This is a genomic window from Haloarcula sp. H-GB4, from assembly GCF_030848575.1.
Classification (GTDB): Archaea; Halobacteriota; Halobacteria; order Halobacteriales; family Haloarculaceae; genus Haloarcula.
Genome location: NZ_JAVDDX010000002.1, coordinates 1 through 19759 on the forward strand (window position 1 = coordinate 1; position 19759 = coordinate 19759).

Sequence of the window (19759 nt, forward strand, 5' to 3'; positions counted from 1 at the left end):
TGGGTGGATCTCGCCAGCCCCAGAAGGGGAAGACGAGATCCGTTCGTGGCTCGGACCGACCCAGGTGGCCGACCGAGCATGCCGACCCGGGCTCGCTGCCCGGTGCGACCTTCGCATTAATTCAGAAGACGGGGGAACATATAAATGAATCGTCTCAGGCTCGCCCTGTGCAGAACACACACGACGCATACGTAACGTGATGCCGTGACACGCATAACCGCAAGACTGCGACAGGATGTATATAATCCGACGTGTCCTTATATTTGAACTCTGACATAGAGGTCAGCGGCCGGAGGCCAGTAATCCATTATATATCAATCGGGAGGAGTACGAACCTGACGGTAGACAGTCGTAGTGTACCAGACGCTATGCCGAAACAAGCGTCGCGACACCCAGGAAGCTAGCAGTCAGAACAGAGACCAGCGCAGGTCACGATAAAGAATTATCTCAAGGTCGTTGTGAACCAGGACGCGGGTACAGTGGTAAAATTAGGCGGTCAGCGAGTCAATGTGGCCTTCCGAACGGAGCTGGTCGGCGTCTTGCCCCTTGTAGCGCCATTCGATGTTGGCCTTCTCGTCTTGCCAGTCCCACGGTTCGGCGAGAACGATGTCATCCTCGTTAATCCAGGTCCGGAACTTCATCCGACCTGGAATCCGGCCAAGCCGGGTTTCGCCGTCCTCACAGCGAATGCGGACGTGGTTCCCGCCAAGGTGCTCTGTTACCACTGCAAACATCTCGTCGTTTGTAGGCATGCGGAGATTCCGCCGCCCTGAATCGTCGCTCACAACATAAATACGGTCGCCTCCCGTATAAGTTGTTTGAGAGGCGGGATAGCGTGTACCATGCGACCGACATAGTGGCCGTGTCACGGTAGGAACTGACCAATAGCTATCGGAAGTAGTGAAACGATAAGAACGACTGACGACAGTCCGTCGATTCAGTCGGCAGTCAACGCCTGCGGTTCGTCAGCTTCCTCGGCCATCGCATCTGTCAGCCCGGAAGCGAGCGCAAATACTGCTTCCTTGTGATCTGTCTTTGATTTGTGAATCGATGTCGGTTTGACACCAAGGTCAGCGTACAGATCGTGCTCAACACTTGTGTCCGCTTCGTGTTCGTAGTGGTGTTGTACCTGCGCGAGAAGACTGTGAAGGTGAATGAGTTCTTGCTTCTTCATTAGTATACAATCTTATGACGTGGAGGGTAATAGTACTACCTTGCCAACGACTCACACGTAGCTGTCGTTCGGATGCAAAGCCCATCGATCTTATGTATAGATATAAAGGCGGTTATCGGTGTGTAAGCGTCTGTACCCTGAGTTTTACCGTAGTCCATAATATTCTAATTTTTCGCACTAATATTAAACACGGTAGTGAATAGCAGTTGTGACTAGTTTTCATCATTATCGGCTAAAGAGTATTGATTGGGTTATCGACCTGTGAAAGGCTCTCAATCATAAAAGACCACGCAATATATTAGCTATCGAACACTTCATGCCTACTGAGTACGTACCTGTAGTCGTAATGAATTGGAAGCACCCACGAGACAAGACTGCGGCTATGGCGAAACAGGAAGAAGCAAACAGCGGGACGAAGTGGTCATTCATCGCGGCGCTGATGACTGCTGCATAAGGACTCTCTCATCGTTCGGGACTGGACTCCATAGCGACGGGTCTGTGCATCGCTGACAGGGACGGTTAGGAGACAGTGCGGATATCGACTGTCGTATTATGGAGGACAGCGCGGCTGATGCCTGTACACTGATACGTGTGTGGTTCCGAATGGTCCGACCAGTTTGATAGTTCCTGCTCAAATAGGCGGTGCCACGCATCTGGGTACGCAGTCTCCGAGACGTTGATCGAGACGGTTGTAGCAGATGGCGGCTTACCAGCCTGTGGCGAAACGAGCGTCTTGTTCTGGACGGTAGTCTCGATTGTGACGCGACTCGACGACGAGAAATCCGTCTGTCCGTCAAGCGAGAGGACGGAGAGGTATGCGCTGCCGCTATCGGGGGTACACCGAAAGCTAGGTTTCCGTGAGACGACCAGTCCCTCCTGCTGGACCCGGTACACTGCACCACTGGTGTAGACGATATCGGTCCCCGAGTCAGTCTCCCGGATGAACGCTCCGGCTGAGATATTCGTTGACTGTCCGTCAACAGTTACATTCAGCGTTGACGCCTGGATGGAGAGCCCGTGGCCCTGGAGTTTCATACTCGTGGTCCGCCGTGGGGCGCCGCCCTGAATGTGGTCGCCCGTAGTCTCCGCGAACCCGATCATCGACGTTTCGGCGACATCAGTTGTCGCCCCCTGTTGAATAGTATCGAATGCCCCGAGTCCACCGAGCGTCACCAGCGCAATGCCGGTGATGATGATACTGAACGTGAGTGTAAACGCCAGCAGATCAGACACACCACGGTCGTGACCGTCTTGTCTTGACAGTGGCGAGATCATCCACGTGTCACCTCCATGCAGTCGGCCGACGCATTGTACGAGACGGCCAGTGGCCCGCTGGAGACAACAGACGGACAGACATTAGTTTCATTCTCAAATCGGACGACAGCGTATCGATTCAGTCCTGATGCGTTTACGTACACGCGCGTTCGATATGTGTCTGCAGCAACCTCGACGTTGTACGACTGGTCAGCGATCCGCTCCGGATACGTCGCACGAAACGACACTGTCGAATTGAGAGACTCAGTGTCGAACGCATCCAAGCGAATCAGGTCGCGCGCGATACCATCGCCGACGTTCTCCAGCGCTTCCTCTGTCACGCGTTCACGCTGTGAATCGACCATCTGGCTCCCGCCGATGAGAAGGCCGGTCACCAGCAGCGACGTGATGCCGATAGTGAGCGCCTGCGTGACCGCGGGCGAGACGCCACGGCTGTCAGACAGGAGACGATCGAGGTTCATCCGTCGTCCACCTCCACGAGGACTGTTCGGTTGTAGCTCGCAGATGGTGTGTCATAGGTCGTGTCTATGGCAGGGACGACGGGATACGGCGCGGTATCTCCGGAATCATAGCTCGTGCTTGGGAAGGTCCCGATGGCCGCAAAGCGGTAAGTACCATCGGCTTTCTGACCTTTGCTTATATTAATGATGTAAGGTGGCTCGGTTACATCGCTGAATGTTTTGAACCCACTCCCTTGGTTACATGTTCCGGCAACAAGATTGACGCTCAGGTCTTTGGCACCAGGTCCGGAGTTCGGGACGGAACAGACAGGTGTATCCGACCCCGGAGTACTATCCCGAATAGTTACTGTCTTGTCTCTAATTGGTCCGGTTCCGGTAAGTGAAACTTCTAACGCCCACCAGTTACCGTTACTGCCTGTCACGGTAATGTTAAATGGAGTTCCCTTGTCATGTCCTTCAGTGAAATTAAAATTGAAGACAGCAATACGACTGACGTTCTTGGCCACAACCCACTCCTTCGGCTTTGAGCCTCCGTTCGGGTCGTCAATCTCACTGGCCGAAGTCTGGCTCGTCTCATTGCCAAGCGACGCCGATTCGTTCAGCGTCGCGTTGAGATAGGTGCCGCCACTGCTTGCGACAACCCGGTTGTGTGTCCGCGTGTAGTTCTGGAGCGCGTTCTCGTATCGCTTCTCAAATCCATCAAGGTCATCGCCCCGCGTTTGGGCCGCAAGTCGTCCAAAATCCCGCTCAACAGAGGCTTCTCGGTCAGCTGACCGCTCGATAGTGTTTGCACTTCCAGTGGTCGTGATACCGTCGGTGACAGCGAGACTGTGGGCAAACAGTATCGTACTGAACACGACGATAGCGATGGCAATGCCACCGACCAACAGCAGTTGTCCGCGCTCGTTGGCTACCATACGACCAGACGCACCTCCACGACGTTGTAGACGATAGAGTCGGGCTCTGCATCGGGGGCGAAATACCCGCTGACGGTCGAGAGAGACGGGCCGGTGCCGCTGCAGTCGCCGATTCGGGTGGGCATATCGTCGGTCAGCGTCACCGTTTCAGTTGCAACGGCTGCATCAGCCGGCCGCTCGGCGACGTTTTCGTCTGATTCCTGCGAGACGAGGGTCGTCTGGCGTGCACCTGAGTCCGAGTAACTGAAGTAAAGATTGTACTGTTCTCCCTGACGGTCGAAAGTCCGGTTCAACATCAGCTCGAACTCGGTGGAGCTGCCCGTCTGGTTACCGTTGAGTGTCGGTGTTCCGACGCTGTAACACGCCGTCGCGTTGTGCAGCGCTCCGGTTTCTGCTGCCAGTGATAGCGTGTCGCTCGCGCGGGTTTCCAGTGCCGCGGTCCGCTGCTGGGCGCCGGTCTGGAACGGACCGGTGTCGACTGCCGACAGGCCGTAGACGGTCGCTGTCACAACGACGATAGCCGCGAGGACACCTTCTAGCGTGTAGGCTTGGCCACGCATCGTTACCACACCCTAACGACAAGCCAGCAGACTGGATCGCACTGGCCGGTTGCGTTGGTCAGTTTCACCACGCGGGATGTCATCGCAACGTTGTCTCGACTGGCGACATCGGGCCCCCAAGCGAGTCGCTGGCCGTGGTCATCGACTGCCGGGTCCCGTGTCCCTGCTTCGAGCGATGACGCATTGACGACGGTTACATTGAGTGATGCGTTTGTCCGGCGTTGTGTTGCGGTGTTGAGGCCGGCGTTCGATTTCAAGCTACTAAGCGTGCCGCCGTGGCTGGCGTTATCCTTGTTGAGGGACTCGTTGATCCCACCGCTCGTGTTGTAGCGAATGAAGTTCCGCGCCCCCTCAACCGAGTGGTTTTCGACAAGGTACGTTGCTGCCCTGTCCGCAATTGGTTGGTTACGCTGTACATCTGGGGATTCGTACACGCCGATCGCACTACCTTGTACGAAGGCCAAGACCCCGATTATCGTCACGAGCAGGACGCTCACCCCTACGGCGAAGTCCTGCGGTGTTTGTGCTCTTGTATCCATATCCCACACACCCTATTTGTTATCTGATACGTCCGCCATCGAGCCGCGAAAGGGGCCGCTATCCCACGGCAATCCACACCACCAGTGCAATCGTCGACAGGACGACTGCGAACTTGACGCCTGCGACGAGCTTCACTTCCCGAATGTAGCCAGCGATAAACGACGACAGCAACGCCTGCAGCGTCACTGCGTGGAAGAACAGCATCGACAGCAGTTCCGTGTCGACGCTGCCGCCGAATCCACCGCCTGGCGCGCTCGAACTACTTGACCCGGAGGCCTGCGTCGCCAGTCCCGACATCACATCGAGGAACTGTGTCTTCAGCAACGCCATCACGCCGAGCAACGTCAGGTACGTCATCAGGATGATGACCGTCTGCATCCGCGTCCGGGACTTTCGCTCCCGTTCGATGTCGTCTTGATTCTCCGAGGCCTGGGCAGCCGTCGAGAGCACGTCCTGAATCTGGCTGGAGGCTTCCTGTGCCTCTGCGATGAGCTTGACTGTCCGTGCCAGTCGTGGGACGTTGTACTTGTTGTTAAATTCCCGGAGCGCGTCTTTCAGGCTCGTTCCGTAGTTGACCTTTGCGTGGATGGTCTCGAACTCCTCGGAGAGCTTTCCGGAGGACGTCTCGGAGACCACCTTGACCGACTCTAGCAACGTCATCCCGGTGTCGTTGGCTGATGCGAGCTTCCGGAGGTTTTCGGAAAGTTTCCCGATGATTGCTTTCCGAGAGCGCTGGTTCCACTCGTAGAAAATCATCAGCGGAATGAAGTTGAGGTACATCGGGACATACACCCAGAAGAACGTCGAGCGAACCGGGACAGCGATCATCCCGTCCAGCGATAACGGGGCCCAGCCGATGACGATAGCTGCGACGACGGCAAGGATTGACAGCGGCACCGTCAGCCACAGCACCAACAGCGGATGGTCACGGAAGAACAGGTCAGGCCGTGTGAGGATGGCGAGGAGTTCGTGGGTCCCCTCCCGACTCTTGATCCGGTCGAAGACGCTGTAGGTTCCCGTGTAGCTCTCGATGAGCCCGAGGTTGAACACGCCGACACCTTCGTCGACAACGAGTTCCTTCTCGCCGGGGCTTGAGCGCAGATAGCCGTCCCCGATTGAGTCCTGTGTAACAGTCGAAACGAGGACGAGAAAGCCCAGGCCGGTCAGGGGAATCAGCCCGTATACGGTCCCGTAGATAAGCGATTGCTGTGCGTTCCCCATCATCGACATGATGACCAGAATGATGATGAGAAGCAGTGGGAACAGCGAGAGCGTCATGTACATCTCGCCGAACAGTTCCAGCGTCTCCAGCATCTTCTCCTGTTCCTGCCGGGCGGTTCGCATGTGTTTTTCCTTCTGGTCTTCAAGGAAGGAGGTCATGTCCCCGCCGGAATTAATGATAGAGAGCATATCCGTCAGGAACTGGGACAGTTCGTCTGAGGGTGTCTGGAGCGCCTGGTTCCGGACAGCGGTCCGGTAGTCGGTATCAAAATACTCCGTCTCCAGCACAATAGACTGGAACTCTTTTGCAACCTCACCGTACGTGTCTTCGGCCTTCCCCATCGACTGCAGAATTTCAAGTTGGTTGAGCCCACCCACGGACAGCGCATACATGAACGAAATCGAGTCGGAAAGTAGGACGTTGATTTCGCGCTCGCGCGCGCTCGCGCGGAAGTACGGAATCGAGACCAGCGACCCAAACCCAATACCGAATCCAATGGCGCCGAAGACGAAGCCGGTCACGATAACGAGAAATGGGAGTTTCAGCATGGTGAGAATCTCTGAGACGCCCTCGGATACCGGAATCCCGATGAGCGTCGGCGCTTCCCCACCGGCAAACAGCAACTGGACCAGCAGATACCCGAGGAACGTGCCGACGAGCCACAGCGCCAAGCCGGCGATGACACCGACCGCAAGTGCGCGTGCGAGGAACATCTCAACGTTGTCGGCCATCCGGGCCTCCGCGAGTTTGTTCTCGACGCTGTTTACGAAGTCGCCCTCGTCGTCGAACACCATCTGGTACGCCGGGTAGAACGTGTCACCGAGCGCACCGCCGCTGCCGACCTGTTGCTGACTCGGTGTATCGAGGCTCATTCGCTATCTGCCTCCGCACCAGCCTTCGGAACGAACTGGCCGAAGTCGATGCTGTCCTCGTCAGCGCTCTCATCGGAATCGTCCATCAACGCTGAGACAATATCCGGCGTTTCGCGGCTCTTGTAGGTGTTGAACAGTGGTTGGGCGTTGTCAAGCACCTGCTTGGTCTCCTCGACCATTTCCGGCGGCGCGTCCGGTCTGGGTACCATCTCCTCTTTTTCCGGGTCGATATCGATCTTGACAGATTCCATCTCCCGGAGGTCCTCAAGTGACAGTTCGAGCTGGTCGTTGGCAATGAGCGTGAGAATGGTGTCGGGGTCGTTGATGAACGCTTGGATGGTCGCCGCGACCTGCGTGTAGGTGTTCAGCCCCTTCTCGATGAGGTACGCGAGTACGACCTTGCGCTTGAACAGCTCCTCATCGAGTTTCTCCTGGGTCCAGCCGCGGTCGAACTTGATCTCTTCAAGTGTGTTCGAGTTCCCCATCTGGATGTACTCATCCGTCTCGGCTCGCCACTCGTACACGTCCCGGACGTTGATTTCGTCGTTCTCGGCGGAGTATTCGTTGATTTCAGTCAGGGACTTGTTTCGGCGAACCTTGTTGCCGTCGACCCGGGTCTGGGTCTGAATCGACACCAGATCCAGCGCCGTAAACAGCGTCTTCGAGACATTGATCGGTTCGGTGGTGAACCGCTTGATGACCTCGCCGACTGAGTCGGCGTGGAAGGTAGTGTAGGTGGTGTGCCCAGTCGACATGACCTGGAACAGCGTCCGGCCTTCCTCACCACGGATCTCACCCATGACGATGTAATCCGGACGCTGACGTAGCGCGGCCTCCAGCAGGTCGAACTCGTCGACATCACCCTTGTCGTCCTCACCGAAAGAGGGACGTGTGACGCTTGCCACCCAGTTCCGCTGTGGCAGTTCGACCTCGCGTGTGTCCTCGATGGAGACAATCTTGGAGTTTGATGGGATGAACAGCGAGACAGCGTTCAGGCTGGTCGTCTTCCCCGAGGCGGTACCGCCAGCGAAGATGAGGCTCTTGTTGTTCTCGATACAGAGCCAGAGGAACGCCATCTCGTCCAGCGAAAACGTGTTCCAGTTGATGAGATCGATCGGCGTAAAGGGGACATCCTTGAACTGCCGGATAGTGTAGTTTGTCCCGTGGTCGGACACCTCCCGACCCAGTGTCAACTGGGCACGTGACCCGTCCGGGAGCGTCGCATCGACCTGTGGCTGACGCTTCGAGATACCCTTCCCGGACCGCTGTGCGAGCTTCACGACGAAGTCGTCGAGTTCCCCTTTGCCGTGTTCGACGTTCGAGATAATCTGCTCGTAGTCGGTGTGATAGACGAATACCCGAGAGTTATACCCGTCACAGGAAATGTCCTCTACGTTGATGTCGTGTTTGACGCCGTCGATGCGGGCGTAGCCAACGAAGTCCCGCTTGAGCATATACAGCAGCTTCTCAACCTGATACTCGTTTAGCTTCGGGTCGTCGTCTTGGAGGATAGACGGTTCGGGACGTGTCGAAATGCCGGAGAGTTGTCCTGCAGTTTCACTTTGTGTTTCCTCGTCCAGTCCGAACAGTTCCTTGACCTGTCCGAGAACGCTCTCTTCGCCGCTACTGGATACTGAGCCGTTGTAGAGGTCGTATCGCGAGAGGAGTTGTTCGGCCTCCCGCTGGATAACCTGTGCCCGGTCAGCGTCAGTCCCCTGAACGATCACGTCGTCCTCAGAATACTTGATTGCGGTCTTGAGTTTGCCCGAGAGAAACTCCCGAAGGTCGATCTCGATATCTGTGAGATACGGCTCAATGACGTAGTATTTCTTCTCGTTCTCTTTCCGTGAATGGAAGATGATAACGCAGGCGTATGGCTTGTTGACCCAGTACCGCTCCAGTTCGTTGAAATGAGATTTCTTCGACTGGGGAACGGCTTTTTCCAGATCGTAGCGGTTGACGACGGTTGTGTGGCCATCCCGTGTCGAGAAGAACTCGTCTTCGTCCAGCTCCGGGTTCACGTCGACGGTGTTTTGATCGACGTACTCGTGCAGTTCACTGGCGATATCTTCGGCGGCAGACAGCTTGTTTTCCGTGTGTTCGGGGTCGAAGTTCAGGTACTCGCTTGCATCAAACGGGATGACTTCACCGTCACTGTCACGGGGGAGACTACCGTCCTTATAATAGTACTCCTGTTTGAAATGCTCCCACGTGTAGATGTCTTTCGCGACTGGTGTCGTGGTTGGGTCGAGATACGCTTCGAACGGCGCTTGCAGTGTTTTACCCGCACTCGCCGCGTCTTCGAGTCGCTGACTGAGTTCTCTCGGCTCGAATCCGAGGTACACACTTCGGTCGAACCGCCCCCCATCGTGTACCTCTCGCCGGAGATCGTCCCATGTGTATTCGCCGACCCGTACAGGCTCGTCAGTCAGGGCCCCCCCACTGTTGACCTGCTCTGACTCACCTCCCCCAGTATCATCGATAGCCATTGTTATTCATCTCCCGTTAGGCAGGAAAAAAGTTTATCCCCGCTAACTGTCGCTGAAAAAGAGTTTCCGGCTGTTCGTATCACGGTCTCCTTACGGTAGTAAGTGGACCATACTGAATGTTTCGCCGACCCTAATTGTCAATCAAGGAACGACTCAATCCGAGCCATCGCCTCTTTGAGATCGTCGAGACCCGTGGCGTAGGACACTCGCAGGTGGCCTGACCCACCCTCACCGAATGCGGTTCCGGGGACTACCGCGACCCGTTTTTCCTGAAGCAAACTCTCGGCGAACTCACCGGCATCGTCCCAGGGGCATTCCGGGAACGCGTAGAACGCTCCGGCCGCTGGGAAGCAGTCAAGTCCCATCTCTTCGAAGCGCGTGAGGACGTACTTCCGTCGGCGGTCGTACTGCGCGGCCATCTCCGTGACCTCGGCGCGGCAGTTGTCGAGCGCCTCGATAGCGGCGTGCTGGGCTGTCGTCGGGGCCGAGAGCATCGAATACTGATGGATTCGGTTCATCGCCTCAATGGCCTTCGGCGGGGCCATCGCGTACCCCAGTCTGAACCCTGTCATCGCGAACGCCTTCGAGAAGCCATTGAACACGACGGTCCGCTCACGCATCCCAGGGAGGGTAGCGATAGACGTGTGATCGTGTTCATACGTGAGGTCGGCGTAGATCTCGTCGGCGAACACGAGGAGATCGTTTTCGCGGCAAAAGGCCGCAACATCCGCCATCTCCTCGGCTGTCATCGTCGCTCCGGTCGGGTTGTTCGGGAAACAGTACACGAGCGCGTCAGCCTCCGCCGCACCGGACGATTCCAGCACTTCTCGGGTGAGCTTGAACTCGTCCTCTGCGCGTGTCGGAACGTCGATAACGTCGATGCCGGCGAACGTCGCACCAGGGACATACGAGACGTAGCAGGGCTGGGCGATAGCGATTGAGTCGCCGGGGTTTAGCAGTGCCCGAAACGCGAGATCCAAACCCTCGCTCGCACCCGCCGTGACGAGGATTTCCTCATCAGGGTCGTACTGCAGGTTGTGCGTCGCCGCTTCGTAGTCCGCGATGCGTTCTCGGAGCTCCCGTTTCCCGCGGTTGGCGGTGTAGGAGGTCTGGCCGCGTTCAAGCGACGCGATAGCGGCTTCACGAGCCGACCACGGGGCCGAGAAATCCGGTTCGCCGACCCCGAGAGAGATGATGTCGTCCATCTCCTCGGCCAGTTCAAAGAACCGTCGGATGCCCGAGGGCGGCACGCTGTCGACTCTGTCTGCTGGCTCGAACGTCATGGTGAGACAGACAGCCGGTCGTCGTCGTCGTGATCGTCAAACTCCATCCCCTGCTCCTTGTACGACTCCATGATATAGTGGGTTACCGTCTGCGTAATCTCGGGGATCGGCGCGATTTTGTCGCTGATGAAATGCGACACTTCGCGCATCGAATCGCCCTCAACCTCCAGGTCGAAGTCGTAGTCACCGCTGACGAGGCGCAGCGAAGTCACTTCCGGGAACTTCGCGATCCGGTCAGAGATATCGTCGTAGCTGGTTTCACGATCCAGCGTGACGTTAAGTTCGACAGTTGCACGAACGCGTTCCTCGTCGCTCTCGACCGCGTTCCAGTCGACGACTGCTTGGTAGCCGCGAATGATACCTGCCTCCTCGAATTCGTCAATGGTCTCGGCTACCTCGCTCTCGGAGTAATCGGTCAACCGAGCGATGTCCTCGGTCGTGTAGCGAGCGTTCTCTCGTAGCAGGTCGAGTATCTCGCGGCGACTGCTCATACAGTGCCAGCGGAGTGACGCGGACAAAAGCCTTGCTCAATAATGAGAGGAAGTCACATCATTCGAGTGGAAATGCACCAGACAGTTTTAGTATCTCTGCCGGTTAGGTGTCGATTAATGTTCGAAGAGGGTGGTCAACGGGCTGATTCTGACACAGGATGGGCGCATGTCGCGAACCACGACAAGGCGGCAACAGTTATCGACACGATACTCCGCCTCGATGTGGACGAGACGTATACGAAAACGGCCCTGAGCGAGGCTGCCGGCGTGCCGCTGAAGACGCTATATCTTGATGGGACGCTTGAAGAGCTGGTGACAGTGGGGCTGCTAGAAAAACACGAAGCGGAGGGAGAAGAGACGCTGTTCTCCGTCGATGACGGGAGTGCAGCGTTCGAGGCAGCGAAAGCCTTCGATACCGCGGCAGCGACATCCAGCGACGTGGACAGTTGAGCGAAAAGCGACGATCACAGAAGTCAGCCTATAGTAACAATTGATACGATGTACGCACCAATCGCACTGCAATCGTGCGATCGGGTGTGCATTACCTTTCAATGGCTACTATAGCGTCCGTGGACTTTTAGCGGCGACAGTCGTAGCGGAAGGCGATGGTTTCACTCGATTCGGAGTCCGACGTGCTCGGACGTGGGGACGAAGCACCGACGTTCGAACTGCCAGGAGCGGACGGGGCAACATACTCACTGTCGGATTTCGTGGACAAAGACGCACTACTGGCCGTGTTTACGTGCAACCACTGTCCATACGCGAAAGCGAAGATTGGTGAGCTAAACCGCCTCGCGACGGAATACGACGACCTTGCTGTCGTCGGGATCAATGCTAACGACCCCGAGGAGTACCCCGACGACTCCTTCGAGCGGATGCAGGAACTCGTCGAACGCGGGGAAATACAGTACGACGCGTATCTATTCGATGAGTCTCAGGGCGTCGCAGCCGCGTACGGCGCCCGCTGTACCCCCGACCCGTTCCTGTTCCAGAACGACAGTGGGACGTTCAAACTGGCGTACCACGGTCGCCTCGACGACGCACCGAACCCGGACGACGAACCAAGCGAGCGGGAGATGGCCACCCACGTCGAAACGTTGCTCGATGGCGACCAGATTACGGCGGCTGAGAAACCGTCCAGAGGGTGCTCGATAAAATGGAAGCCCGGTAACGAACCGGCCTACTGGAATGTCTGATTAGGACGGCCCGGCGTGAGCAAGGGCCACGAGACGAGTGCGTTGTCCAGAGTGAACGTGGCCATACGCAGACGTGTTCCGAATGAGGATGATCTATTTGCGAGTGCCTTCATAGTAGTCAAACACTCGTCACCAGAGCCAGTAGAGAAGTCTAAAATGTAGTTGTTCTAGCGACGTATCGTAAAAACGGTTCCCGGCGAGCGGTCGACTGAAACCACGCTCTGACTATCCGGGCTGCTACACCCGATGTTAGATTTCGTCCAGCGATTCGAACCCGCTCCAGCATTCACAGTCGAGGTCGTCGATAGACGTGACTTCGTCCGGGAGCGAACTTATCGGCATTCCGTCGTCAAACTCATCACACTCCTCTATGTGAATAGAAAAGTCGCTACTCGACATGATTGGCATAGTCGATATTACGGCGTAGCATCGCAAAAATCCTCGGACTTGGGCCGGTCTGGAATGTGCACTAGAGGCTATGTACGGAGAGAGCCGAGACAGACACTGTCTCATGTTCAAGCAGTACTTATCAAAGGTTACCGTATGTCAAGGGAACGCTTATTTGTTGATGGCTTTATGGTTCCAGATACGATACAGTACGCAATGAACTCCGGGAGTGGGACAGTGGACCAGCCTCTGGAAGAGGCTACGTCCGTATTAGTGCTGGCACGCGATTCAAGCGACGCCGAACGAGAGGGGTGTGCCGGGTTCCTGGCTGAGCAGGAGGTCAGTAACTCGAAGGCAATCTGTGTCACGGTGTCTGAATCCCCAGATTCGCGCCTCTCGCTGTGGCAACAGCACCTCGACGACGAGATGCCCGAAGAGGCGATCATCGTCGACGCCGGCAGCGAGTTACCGGCGACCTCACAGGCAGCAGCGTCTGGCGCATTTCCCTCATTGACGCTTGATACCCTTCCTGCGACAGTGGCGCCGATAGACATCAGCACGACCGTCTCCCGCCATCTCGGTCGGCTGGAACAGGCAGATACGCCGCTGCTTCTGTGCTTGCATTCTCTTACTGGGCTGCTTGAGTCCTGGGAGCGTGACCGCGTCATCGCGCTGGTGACAGCATTGAACCGGCAATGTGCCGAGATAGACGTCTCGAGCCACCACCACATGGACCCGGAGGCCCATACCGAAGAGACAGTCGAGATGTTTCGGCCGCTGTATGATGTCGTGTACGAGTATCTCCCGGACCACGGCTGGACCGTCACGGCGTCGCAAGACGCAGAGGAGACGCCGACGTTTCGGGATACCGTCACCCCACCCGGCGGCGTGAAGAAGGGCGACCCGGAGGAGCCAGAAACGATTCCGATACCGTACTCGTTTGATCAGGTCTTGGAACTGATCTCCGCTGCGCGGCGACGAAGTCTCCTGTATCACCTGAAAGACCGGTCAGACGCCGAGGTCCCGCTGGACGACCTCGTCGACCGCATCTACGAGCGTGAGAAGGCTATCCCAGCCAGAACGACGCCGAAGTCACGTGACGAAGTGGGGGTGTCGCTGGCACACAATCACCTTCCGCGTCTGGACGATCTGGGGATTCTCTCGTACGAGACAGCAGACAATAGTGTTGAGTACTACGCCAATCCTGCGCTGGAATCCGTAATTCAGTACGTCGAACGCCTCGAACTCGGCTAGTTCCGGTCCGGACCCACTCGTTTATGTTGCCGCTACCGGCATAGCCTGATATGGACGAAACCCCGCTCCCGAGAGTGACAGAGCAGTTCGCCCGTACACTGACGCCAACCAGCGATGCAATCATAGATGAGATGGACGCCAAAGCCGACCGAGAAGGATTTCCGACAGTCGGTCCCGCAGTCGGCGGGTGGCTCCGCCTCGTCGCCCGGATGGTCGACGCCGACCGCGTCTTCGAGTTTGGCTCCGGCTTCGGCTACTCTGCGTACTGGATGGCCCCTGCCGTCTCCGACGATGGACAGATTGTTCTGACCGAGATCGACGCCGACGAACTCGAAGAAGCCCGCGAGTTCCTCGACCGCGGCGGGTTCGCCGCACGGGCCACATTCGAGCACGGTGACGCAATCGAAACCGTCGAGAACTACGACGGCCCGTTCGACGTGGTGCTCATCGACAACGAGAAACACCGTTACGTGGAGGCCTTTGAGGCAGTCCGGGCGAAAGTACCGGTCGGTGGGGCCGTGATCGCTGACAACATGATCGAGGCCGGGCCGCTGGAGTTCGAGGCGGTACAGGCGTTGCTGGCTGGCGAGGACATCGACGCCAACGAAACAAGTCGCGGTATCGCTGCGTATCTCGAACGCGTCGGCGACGACCCGGCGTTCGAGACAGGACTGTTACCGCTCGGTGAGGGCGTTGCTGTGAGCGTCCGTGTGGAGTGAGCAAGCGGTATCGACACGCTCCGATTCTCGCTGACGAAAATGCGGGTGCATAGCTTATGTATGAGGGCACACAACTCAGCGGCAACGCTGGTCCTAACGAATGAGTCTGATGATAGATATTCGGAAGCTCGGGTTGTTCAATCAGATGGCTAAAGAAGGCGGTAACACCGTTGCGAACCACCTTAGCCAGATGACTGGGATGGAGACAGAGATGGAGATCACGAAGATCAACTTCATCGATATCCCGGATATCAAAACACACGTCGGCGACGAGAAACAGATCGGTATCAGTATCGAAATGGTCGAAAAGCCCCACGGGCACATCCTGTTCCTGTTCAACGCCGCCAGTGCGAAGGACCTCGCCACCGGGATGATCGGCGACATGGGTGAGACAGACCCCAACGCGAGCGGCTTCACCGACATGGAACGCTCGGCGATTCAGGAGATCGGCAACATCATGACCAGCGGCTTCATCGACGGCTGGGCGAACGTCCTCGATACCACCATCGACATCTCAACGCCGAACTTCACGTTCGGCCCGGGGAGTGGGATGGTGGACCAGCTCGTCGGCGACCGAGAGAACGAGATGGCGCTGATGTTCGACTCCCGTGTCCACGCACTGGAATCCGACATCAACGTGAAGGTGTACACATTTCCGGAACTCGAAGAGCTGGTCGACCTGATGCAGGAAATCGAAGTGTAAACGGTCCGAAGTTATTCTAGCGGCGGGAACTGCGGATGAACTGCTTGTCCTTCATAAAAGATTTAGCAGTGTTTCTTGTACCGTGGGCCCTTCCATCATGATATGCCAGGAGGCAGCCCGCAAACTCTACGACCGTTCCTGTGGCGTGCAGAAACACTGTATCCGGACACAGAGGTCGTCTCTCGTACCCACGAGGGTATCGTCCGCCGCGACTACGCCGAATCTGTCGAACGGACGGCACAGTTAGCGAACGCGATCGAGGAAGCCGGCTATGGCGACGGCGAACGACTCGGGACGTTCTGTTGGAACCACAGCCGTCACTTCGAGACGTACTTCGGGGTACCCGGAACCGGTGCGCAGCTACACACTATCAATCCGCTCCTGCCCGACGAACACATTCAGTATATCGTCAGCGACGCACAGGATGAACTCATTTTCGTCGACGAGTCGCTCCTCCCGAAACTCGAGGGTGCCGCCACCGATGATCCCGAGTCCTTCGAGACGGTCGAGCAGTTCGTCGTCATGAGCGAGTCTGTTCCGGACACGGAGCTTGATGCCGTTGCCTACGAGTCGTTCATCGCCGACCAGCCGACGGAGTACGACTGGCCCGAACTGGAGGAGGACCGCCCCGCCGGTCTCTGTTACACGTCCGGCACGACTGGGCGGCCGAAAGGCGTCGAGTACACCCAGCAGATGCTGTGGAGCCACACAATGGCGATTCAATCACCACAGGGGATCCCACTCGACGACGACGACGTGATGATGCCTGTCGTCCCGATGTTCCACGTCAACGCGTGGGGACTCCCATTCTCAGCAACTGCCGGCGGGGCCAAGCACGTCTACCCCGGCCCACAGCCGGAGCCGGCGGACCTTGCGAAGCTCATCGAAGAGGAGGACGTCACCGTCACTGCCGGCGTCCCGACCGTCTGGCTGGGACTGATGGAGTACATCAAAGAGAACGATGTTGACCTCTCCTCGCTTGAGCGTCTCATCGTCGGCGGAAGCGCCGCACCGGAGGCGATGATCCGGTTCTTCGACGACCGCGACGTGGAACTTGTCCACGCCTGGGGGATGACCGAGACGGCCCCGGTGGGTGCGGTGGCGTCCCTGCGGAGCGACCTAGAGGACGCCGACTATCAGACGCAACTGGACAAGCGCTCGAAACAGGGACTCATCACGCCCGGGCTGGAGTTCCGTGTCATCGACGACAACGGCAACGAGGTCCCGCACAACGGCGAGGACTTCGGCGAACTCCACATCCGCGGGCCATGGGTAACGACAGAGTACTTCAAGCGACCGGAAGCAAACGAACAGGAGTTCGAGGACGGCTATCTGAAGACTGGCGACGTGGTGTCCGTCGACGAGGACGGCTACATTAAGATCGTCGACCGGGCAAAAGACGTTATCAAGAGCGGCGGGGAGTGGATCTCTTCGCTCGAACTGGAAAACGAACTGATAGCCCACGACGACGTGAACGAAGCGGCAGTCATCGGTGTCCCCCACGAGCGCTGGCAGGAGCGCCCGCTCGCCATGATCGTTCCGACGGCCGACGCCGACGAGGAGACGCTTGGCGATGAACTCCGGGAGTACATTCTCGACTCCTACCCCAAGTGGTGGGTCCCGGATAACTTCGTCACTATCGACGAGGTCCCGAAGACGGCAACTGGAAAGTTTGACAAAAAGTCGCTCCGCGACGAGTACGCCGACGAATCGCTCGTCGAGGGCCGCGTCCCTGACGACGCCGCGCCGGAATAGGGGGAGTGCGAGCGTCTCCAGCGAGCAGTATCGGTGACCGGACGCCAATAACGGTTACTGGACGCCAGTGACAAGATTCCGAACTTCGGTCCGGTAGGCATCGGGCTGGAGTCCGAGATCGACATCGACGGTGACCGTGATTCCATCACTCAGGTCGTTTTCAACGACCTGCTCGAAGTTCTGTGCCGGGTACGCGCCCCCAGATATGATGACGAAATCGCCGTGATGCCAGACGGCGAACATCGCCGAGATGTCGATATCGCTGGCTGGTATCTCGACGGCCTCGTCCTCGGTCACGTCGAAGGAAATCCCTTCGAATGGGTACACAGCGGACAGTTCCACCGTCTCAGCTGTCTCACCGGTGTCAACATTGATTCTCCCTTCACCGGATTTCTCGATGTCGGTCAGCCCCTGTGCTTCCATCTGCTGTTCGAAGCTGTCGCGGGCATTTGTTCTGACTTCCGCCAGCAGTTCCTCGCGGCCCACACCAGCTGGGAGATTATCGAGATTCGGACTGAAGTCCACTCGCGTGGCAAAAAACACGGAGAGCGCGGTCTGGACTTGGTCAAGGGTTCGGTTGGCGACACGCTCCTGTAGTTGTTCGTCGACATACTGGACCGTACTGGAGACAGCCTCAACCGAAACCGGGCCATAGCTTCGGTCGAACACTGTCTCCGAGGACTGGTCCGTTTGCGTCCAGCCACCATCGTTCAGTTGCGCTGTCGGAACATCCGGTGGCGGTGCCTCGGCTGCGGCCAGAAACGAACATCCCGCAAGCCCGGCGGTTCCAAGGGTTGCTCCGGCAAGCAGGTAGTCTCGACGATTCATGCCCGAGGAAGGCCATAGCCATGCAAAAGCGTGCTGGCCGATTATCAGCGGTTTTCGGGAAACAACTATGACGGTGTTTGGCAGAGTTCCACGGAGTATATGAGTACACAAACCATGATAATTCCCATGGATCTGCTATCCGAGAAACTCGTTCCGGAACACGCACACGAGGTCAAGGAAGAGGCTCGGGAGTTCGCCGCGGAGCACATCGAGCCAGTCGCGGGTGAGTACTACGCGTCCGGGGAGTACCCCTGGGATGTACTCGAAGCGGCAACGGAGGCTGGACTCGTCGCACAGGATATCGGCGAAGAGTGGGGCGGGAGCGGCTACGACCTCCAGCAGATGCTTGCGATGGCAGAGGAGTTGTACAAAGCCGACGCAGGGATCGCGCTGACAATCCAACTCGCCAGCTTCGGGGCGGAGATCGTCGAGGACCACGGCGCAGACTGGCAGAAAGAGGAGTTCCTTGAGCCCGTCGCCGCCGGCGATCAGCTTACCGGTCTCGCCGTCTCCGAACCGGAGACGGGGAGCGACCTCGCCGGGATGACGACGGCCGCCGAGAAAGACGGTGACGAGTGGGTGATTAACGGCGAAAAATACTGGATCGGCAACGGCGTCGAGGCGGACTGGGTGACGCTGTACGCCAAGACCGGTGACGACCCGAACGACCGCTACGGGAACTACTCGATGTTTATCGTTCCGACGGACGCCGACGGCTACCACGCCGAGCACATCCCTGAAAAGATGGGCTTCCGGGCGTCCAAGCAGGCCCACATTGTGCTCGATGACTGCCGGATTCCGGAAGAGAATCTGGTCGGCGTGGAAGGGGCCGGCTTCTATATGCTCGCTGAGTTCTTCAACCACGGCCGCGTCGTCGTCGGCGGACACGGCCTCGGTCTGGCCGCGGCAGCCATCGAGGAAGCATGGGAGTTCGTCCACGACCGCGAAGCCTTCGGCAAGACCGTCGACGAATTCCAGGCGGTCCAACACAAGCTGGCCGATATGCAACTCAGCCTCCAGTCCGCCCGGACCCTCACCTGGCACGCGGCTGAGCGCGTCGCCAATCAGGAGAACTCCGGCTACTGGGCCGCATTGGCAAAGACCAACGCGACCGAAGCCGCGATGGACTGTGCGGAGAAGGGGATGCAACTCCACGGTGGGCGATCCGTGCTGACAGAGAACCGCATTTCCCGCGTGTACCGCGACGTGCGGATTCCGGTCATCTACGAAGGAGCCAACGACATCCAGCGGAATCTCATCTACAACCAGGCACCGATGTAACGGCGAGAGGTCAGTCACTCACTGCCGATTGATTGCGTCGCAAACGACGTGTTTTTCTGGGGTACACCACCCTTCGAGTGTTCTTTGTGGAATTTGGCTGGCTAGCTATCACTACGACAGCAGTACACTACTGGACAGTCTGTACAGCCCGGAGAGACCAGACAGACAGGTCATTATGCTCCTGTACGAAGTCCATGCGAGTGATACCGAGTCGGTACACCACCCTACAAGTGTTCTGACATCACCGGACAGTCGACCTGACACCCTCATACAAGTGTTCTACCACCACCCTGCAAGTGTTTCCAGTTCGACTACAACTGGACCAGAACGGTGAACACGTGTTCACACACCA

The 19759-nt window shown here is 57.6% G+C and carries 20 protein-coding genes; 7 read left to right on the forward strand and 13 right to left on the reverse strand.

Annotated features, from left to right (window positions below):
• Positions 1–488: 488 nt before the first annotated feature.
• From RBH20_RS08330 to RBH20_RS08380, 11 genes are all read right to left on the reverse strand, one after another.
• The gene (locus tag RBH20_RS08330; RefSeq protein WP_049909223.1) at positions 489–785 is read right to left on the reverse strand and encodes a translation initiation factor eIF-1A; all 297 of its coding nucleotides are present in this window, start codon (positions 783–785) and stop codon (positions 489–491) included.
• A 152-nt stretch (positions 786–937) separates the two neighbouring features.
• On the reverse strand, positions 938–1174 hold the full coding sequence (locus RBH20_RS08335; protein WP_004516302.1) for a UPF0058 family protein: 237 nt from the start codon (positions 1172–1174) through the stop codon (positions 938–940).
• A 519-nt stretch (positions 1175–1693) separates the two neighbouring features.
• Positions 1694–2449 (reverse strand): hypothetical protein, encoded by a 756-nt coding sequence (locus RBH20_RS08340; protein ID WP_306707536.1) that lies wholly within the window; start codon positions 2447–2449, stop codon positions 1694–1696.
• Positions 2446–2910 carry a hypothetical protein gene (locus RBH20_RS08345; RefSeq protein WP_306707538.1) on the reverse strand — a complete coding sequence of 155 codons (465 nt, stop codon included), beginning with the start codon at positions 2908–2910 and terminating at the stop codon, positions 2446–2448. The genes RBH20_RS08340 and RBH20_RS08345 overlap by 4 nt, the downstream gene beginning before the upstream one ends.
• A complete protein-coding gene (locus RBH20_RS08350) occupies positions 2907–3827 on the reverse strand; it encodes a hypothetical protein (protein ID WP_306707540.1) in 921 nt (306 codons plus the stop codon). Before RBH20_RS08350 ends, RBH20_RS08345 begins: the two co-directional genes overlap by 4 nt.
• Entirely contained in the window at positions 3821–4387 is a 567-nt protein-coding gene (locus tag RBH20_RS08355) for a hypothetical protein (RefSeq protein WP_306707542.1), read from the reverse strand. Before RBH20_RS08355 ends, RBH20_RS08350 begins: the two co-directional genes overlap by 7 nt.
• 2 nt (positions 4388–4389) lie before the next feature.
• Positions 4390–4926, reverse strand: a complete 537-nt coding sequence (locus RBH20_RS08360; protein ID WP_306707544.1) for a hypothetical protein — start codon at positions 4924–4926, stop codon at positions 4390–4392.
• 58 nt (positions 4927–4984) lie between these two features.
• On the reverse strand, positions 4985–7021 hold the full coding sequence (locus RBH20_RS08365; protein WP_306707546.1) for a type II secretion system F family protein: 2037 nt from the start codon (positions 7019–7021) through the stop codon (positions 4985–4987).
• Positions 7018–9510, reverse strand: coding sequence for a type II/IV secretion system ATPase subunit (locus RBH20_RS08370; RefSeq protein WP_306707548.1), 2493 nt, complete (start codon positions 9508–9510; stop codon positions 7018–7020). Before RBH20_RS08370 ends, RBH20_RS08365 begins: the two co-directional genes overlap by 4 nt.
• Before the next feature lie 137 nt (positions 9511–9647).
• Positions 9648–10793, reverse strand: coding sequence for a pyridoxal phosphate-dependent aminotransferase (locus RBH20_RS08375; protein WP_306707550.1), 1146 nt, complete (start codon positions 10791–10793; stop codon positions 9648–9650).
• The gene (locus RBH20_RS08380) at positions 10790–11284 is read right to left on the reverse strand and encodes an Lrp/AsnC family transcriptional regulator (protein ID WP_306707552.1); all 495 of its coding nucleotides are present in this window, start codon (positions 11282–11284) and stop codon (positions 10790–10792) included. The genes RBH20_RS08375 and RBH20_RS08380 overlap by 4 nt, the downstream gene beginning before the upstream one ends.
• A 117-nt stretch (positions 11285–11401) precedes the next feature.
• Here RBH20_RS08380 and RBH20_RS08385 point away from each other — a divergent pair, with 117 nt between their 5' ends.
• On the forward strand, positions 11402–11734 hold the full coding sequence (locus tag RBH20_RS08385) for a hypothetical protein (RefSeq protein WP_306707554.1): 333 nt from the start codon (positions 11402–11404) through the stop codon (positions 11732–11734).
• A gap of 155 nt (positions 11735–11889) precedes the next feature.
• Positions 11890–12480, forward strand: coding sequence for a thioredoxin family protein (locus RBH20_RS08390; RefSeq protein WP_306707556.1), 591 nt, complete (start codon positions 11890–11892; stop codon positions 12478–12480).
• Between the two features lie 249 nt (positions 12481–12729).
• Here the strand turns inward: RBH20_RS08390 and RBH20_RS08395 are convergent, their stop codons facing one another.
• Positions 12730–12888 carry a hypothetical protein gene (locus tag RBH20_RS08395; RefSeq protein ID WP_014040640.1) on the reverse strand — a complete coding sequence of 53 codons (159 nt, stop codon included), beginning with the start codon at positions 12886–12888 and terminating at the stop codon, positions 12730–12732.
• Between the two features lie 195 nt (positions 12889–13083).
• Here RBH20_RS08395 and RBH20_RS08400 point away from each other — a divergent pair, with 195 nt between their 5' ends.
• The 4 genes from RBH20_RS08400 (at position 13084) to RBH20_RS08415 (ending at position 17298) form a co-directional block, all read left to right on the forward strand.
• The gene (locus tag RBH20_RS08400; RefSeq protein WP_306707558.1) at positions 13084–14121 is read left to right on the forward strand and encodes a hypothetical protein; all 1038 of its coding nucleotides are present in this window, start codon (positions 13084–13086) and stop codon (positions 14119–14121) included.
• Positions 14122–14171: 50 nt separating this feature from the next.
• The gene (locus tag RBH20_RS08405; protein WP_306707560.1) at positions 14172–14840 is read left to right on the forward strand and encodes an O-methyltransferase; all 669 of its coding nucleotides are present in this window, start codon (positions 14172–14174) and stop codon (positions 14838–14840) included.
• Between the two features lie 100 nt (positions 14841–14940).
• Complete coding sequence (locus RBH20_RS08410; RefSeq protein ID WP_306707562.1) at positions 14941–15543, forward strand: chemotaxis protein CheC; 603 nt, start codon at positions 14941–14943, stop codon at positions 15541–15543.
• 102 nt (positions 15544–15645) lie between these two features.
• Positions 15646–17298, forward strand: a complete 1653-nt coding sequence (locus RBH20_RS08415) for a long-chain fatty acid--CoA ligase (RefSeq protein WP_306707564.1) — start codon at positions 15646–15648, stop codon at positions 17296–17298.
• A 54-nt stretch (positions 17299–17352) separates the two neighbouring features.
• Here the strand turns inward: RBH20_RS08415 and RBH20_RS08420 are convergent, their stop codons facing one another.
• Positions 17353–18126, reverse strand: a complete 774-nt coding sequence (locus tag RBH20_RS08420; protein ID WP_306707566.1) for a hypothetical protein — start codon at positions 18124–18126, stop codon at positions 17353–17355.
• Positions 18127–18252: 126 nt separating this feature from the next.
• Here RBH20_RS08420 and RBH20_RS08425 point away from each other — a divergent pair, with 126 nt between their 5' ends.
• On the forward strand, positions 18253–19407 hold the full coding sequence (locus RBH20_RS08425) for an acyl-CoA dehydrogenase family protein (RefSeq protein WP_306710402.1): 1155 nt from the start codon (positions 18253–18255) through the stop codon (positions 19405–19407).
• The last annotated feature ends 352 nt before the right edge of the window (positions 19408–19759 follow it).

Coding starts and splice junctions, on each gene's coding strand:
- RBH20_RS08335 (WP_004516302.1), bottom strand. CDS start 1,174: ATGAAGAAGCAAGAACTCATTCACCTTCACAGTCTTCTCGCGCAGGTA.
- RBH20_RS08340 (WP_306707536.1), bottom strand. CDS start 2,449: ATGATCTCGCCACTGTCAAGACAAGACGGTCACGACCGTGGTGTGTCT.
- RBH20_RS08345 (WP_306707538.1), bottom strand. CDS start 2,910: ATGAACCTCGATCGTCTCCTGTCTGACAGCCGTGGCGTCTCGCCCGCG.
- RBH20_RS08350 (WP_306707540.1), bottom strand. CDS start 3,827: ATGGTAGCCAACGAGCGCGGACAACTGCTGTTGGTCGGTGGCATTGCC.
- RBH20_RS08355 (WP_306707542.1), bottom strand. CDS start 4,387: ATGCGTGGCCAAGCCTACACGCTAGAAGGTGTCCTCGCGGCTATCGTC.
- RBH20_RS08360 (WP_306707544.1), bottom strand. CDS start 4,926: ATGGATACAAGAGCACAAACACCGCAGGACTTCGCCGTAGGGGTGAGC.
- RBH20_RS08365 (WP_306707546.1), bottom strand. CDS start 7,021: ATGAGCCTCGATACACCGAGTCAGCAACAGGTCGGCAGCGGCGGTGCG.
- RBH20_RS08370 (WP_306707548.1), bottom strand. CDS start 9,510: ATGGCTATCGATGATACTGGGGGAGGTGAGTCAGAGCAGGTCAACAGT.
- RBH20_RS08375 (WP_306707550.1), bottom strand. CDS start 10,793: ATGACGTTCGAGCCAGCAGACAGAGTCGACAGCGTGCCGCCCTCGGGC.
- RBH20_RS08380 (WP_306707552.1), bottom strand. CDS start 11,284: ATGAGCAGTCGCCGCGAGATACTCGACCTGCTACGAGAGAACGCTCGC.
- RBH20_RS08385 (WP_306707554.1), top strand. CDS start 11,402: ATGTTCGAAGAGGGTGGTCAACGGGCTGATTCTGACACAGGATGGGCG.
- RBH20_RS08390 (WP_306707556.1), top strand. CDS start 11,890: ATGGTTTCACTCGATTCGGAGTCCGACGTGCTCGGACGTGGGGACGAA.
- RBH20_RS08395 (WP_014040640.1), bottom strand. CDS start 12,888: ATGCCAATCATGTCGAGTAGCGACTTTTCTATTCACATAGAGGAGTGT.
- RBH20_RS08400 (WP_306707558.1), top strand. CDS start 13,084: ATGAACTCCGGGAGTGGGACAGTGGACCAGCCTCTGGAAGAGGCTACG.
- RBH20_RS08405 (WP_306707560.1), top strand. CDS start 14,172: ATGGACGAAACCCCGCTCCCGAGAGTGACAGAGCAGTTCGCCCGTACA.
- RBH20_RS08410 (WP_306707562.1), top strand. CDS start 14,941: ATGAGTCTGATGATAGATATTCGGAAGCTCGGGTTGTTCAATCAGATG.
- RBH20_RS08415 (WP_306707564.1), top strand. CDS start 15,646: ATGCCAGGAGGCAGCCCGCAAACTCTACGACCGTTCCTGTGGCGTGCA.
- RBH20_RS08420 (WP_306707566.1), bottom strand. CDS start 18,126: ATGAATCGTCGAGACTACCTGCTTGCCGGAGCAACCCTTGGAACCGCC.
- RBH20_RS08425 (WP_306710402.1), top strand. CDS start 18,253: ATGGATCTGCTATCCGAGAAACTCGTTCCGGAACACGCACACGAGGTC.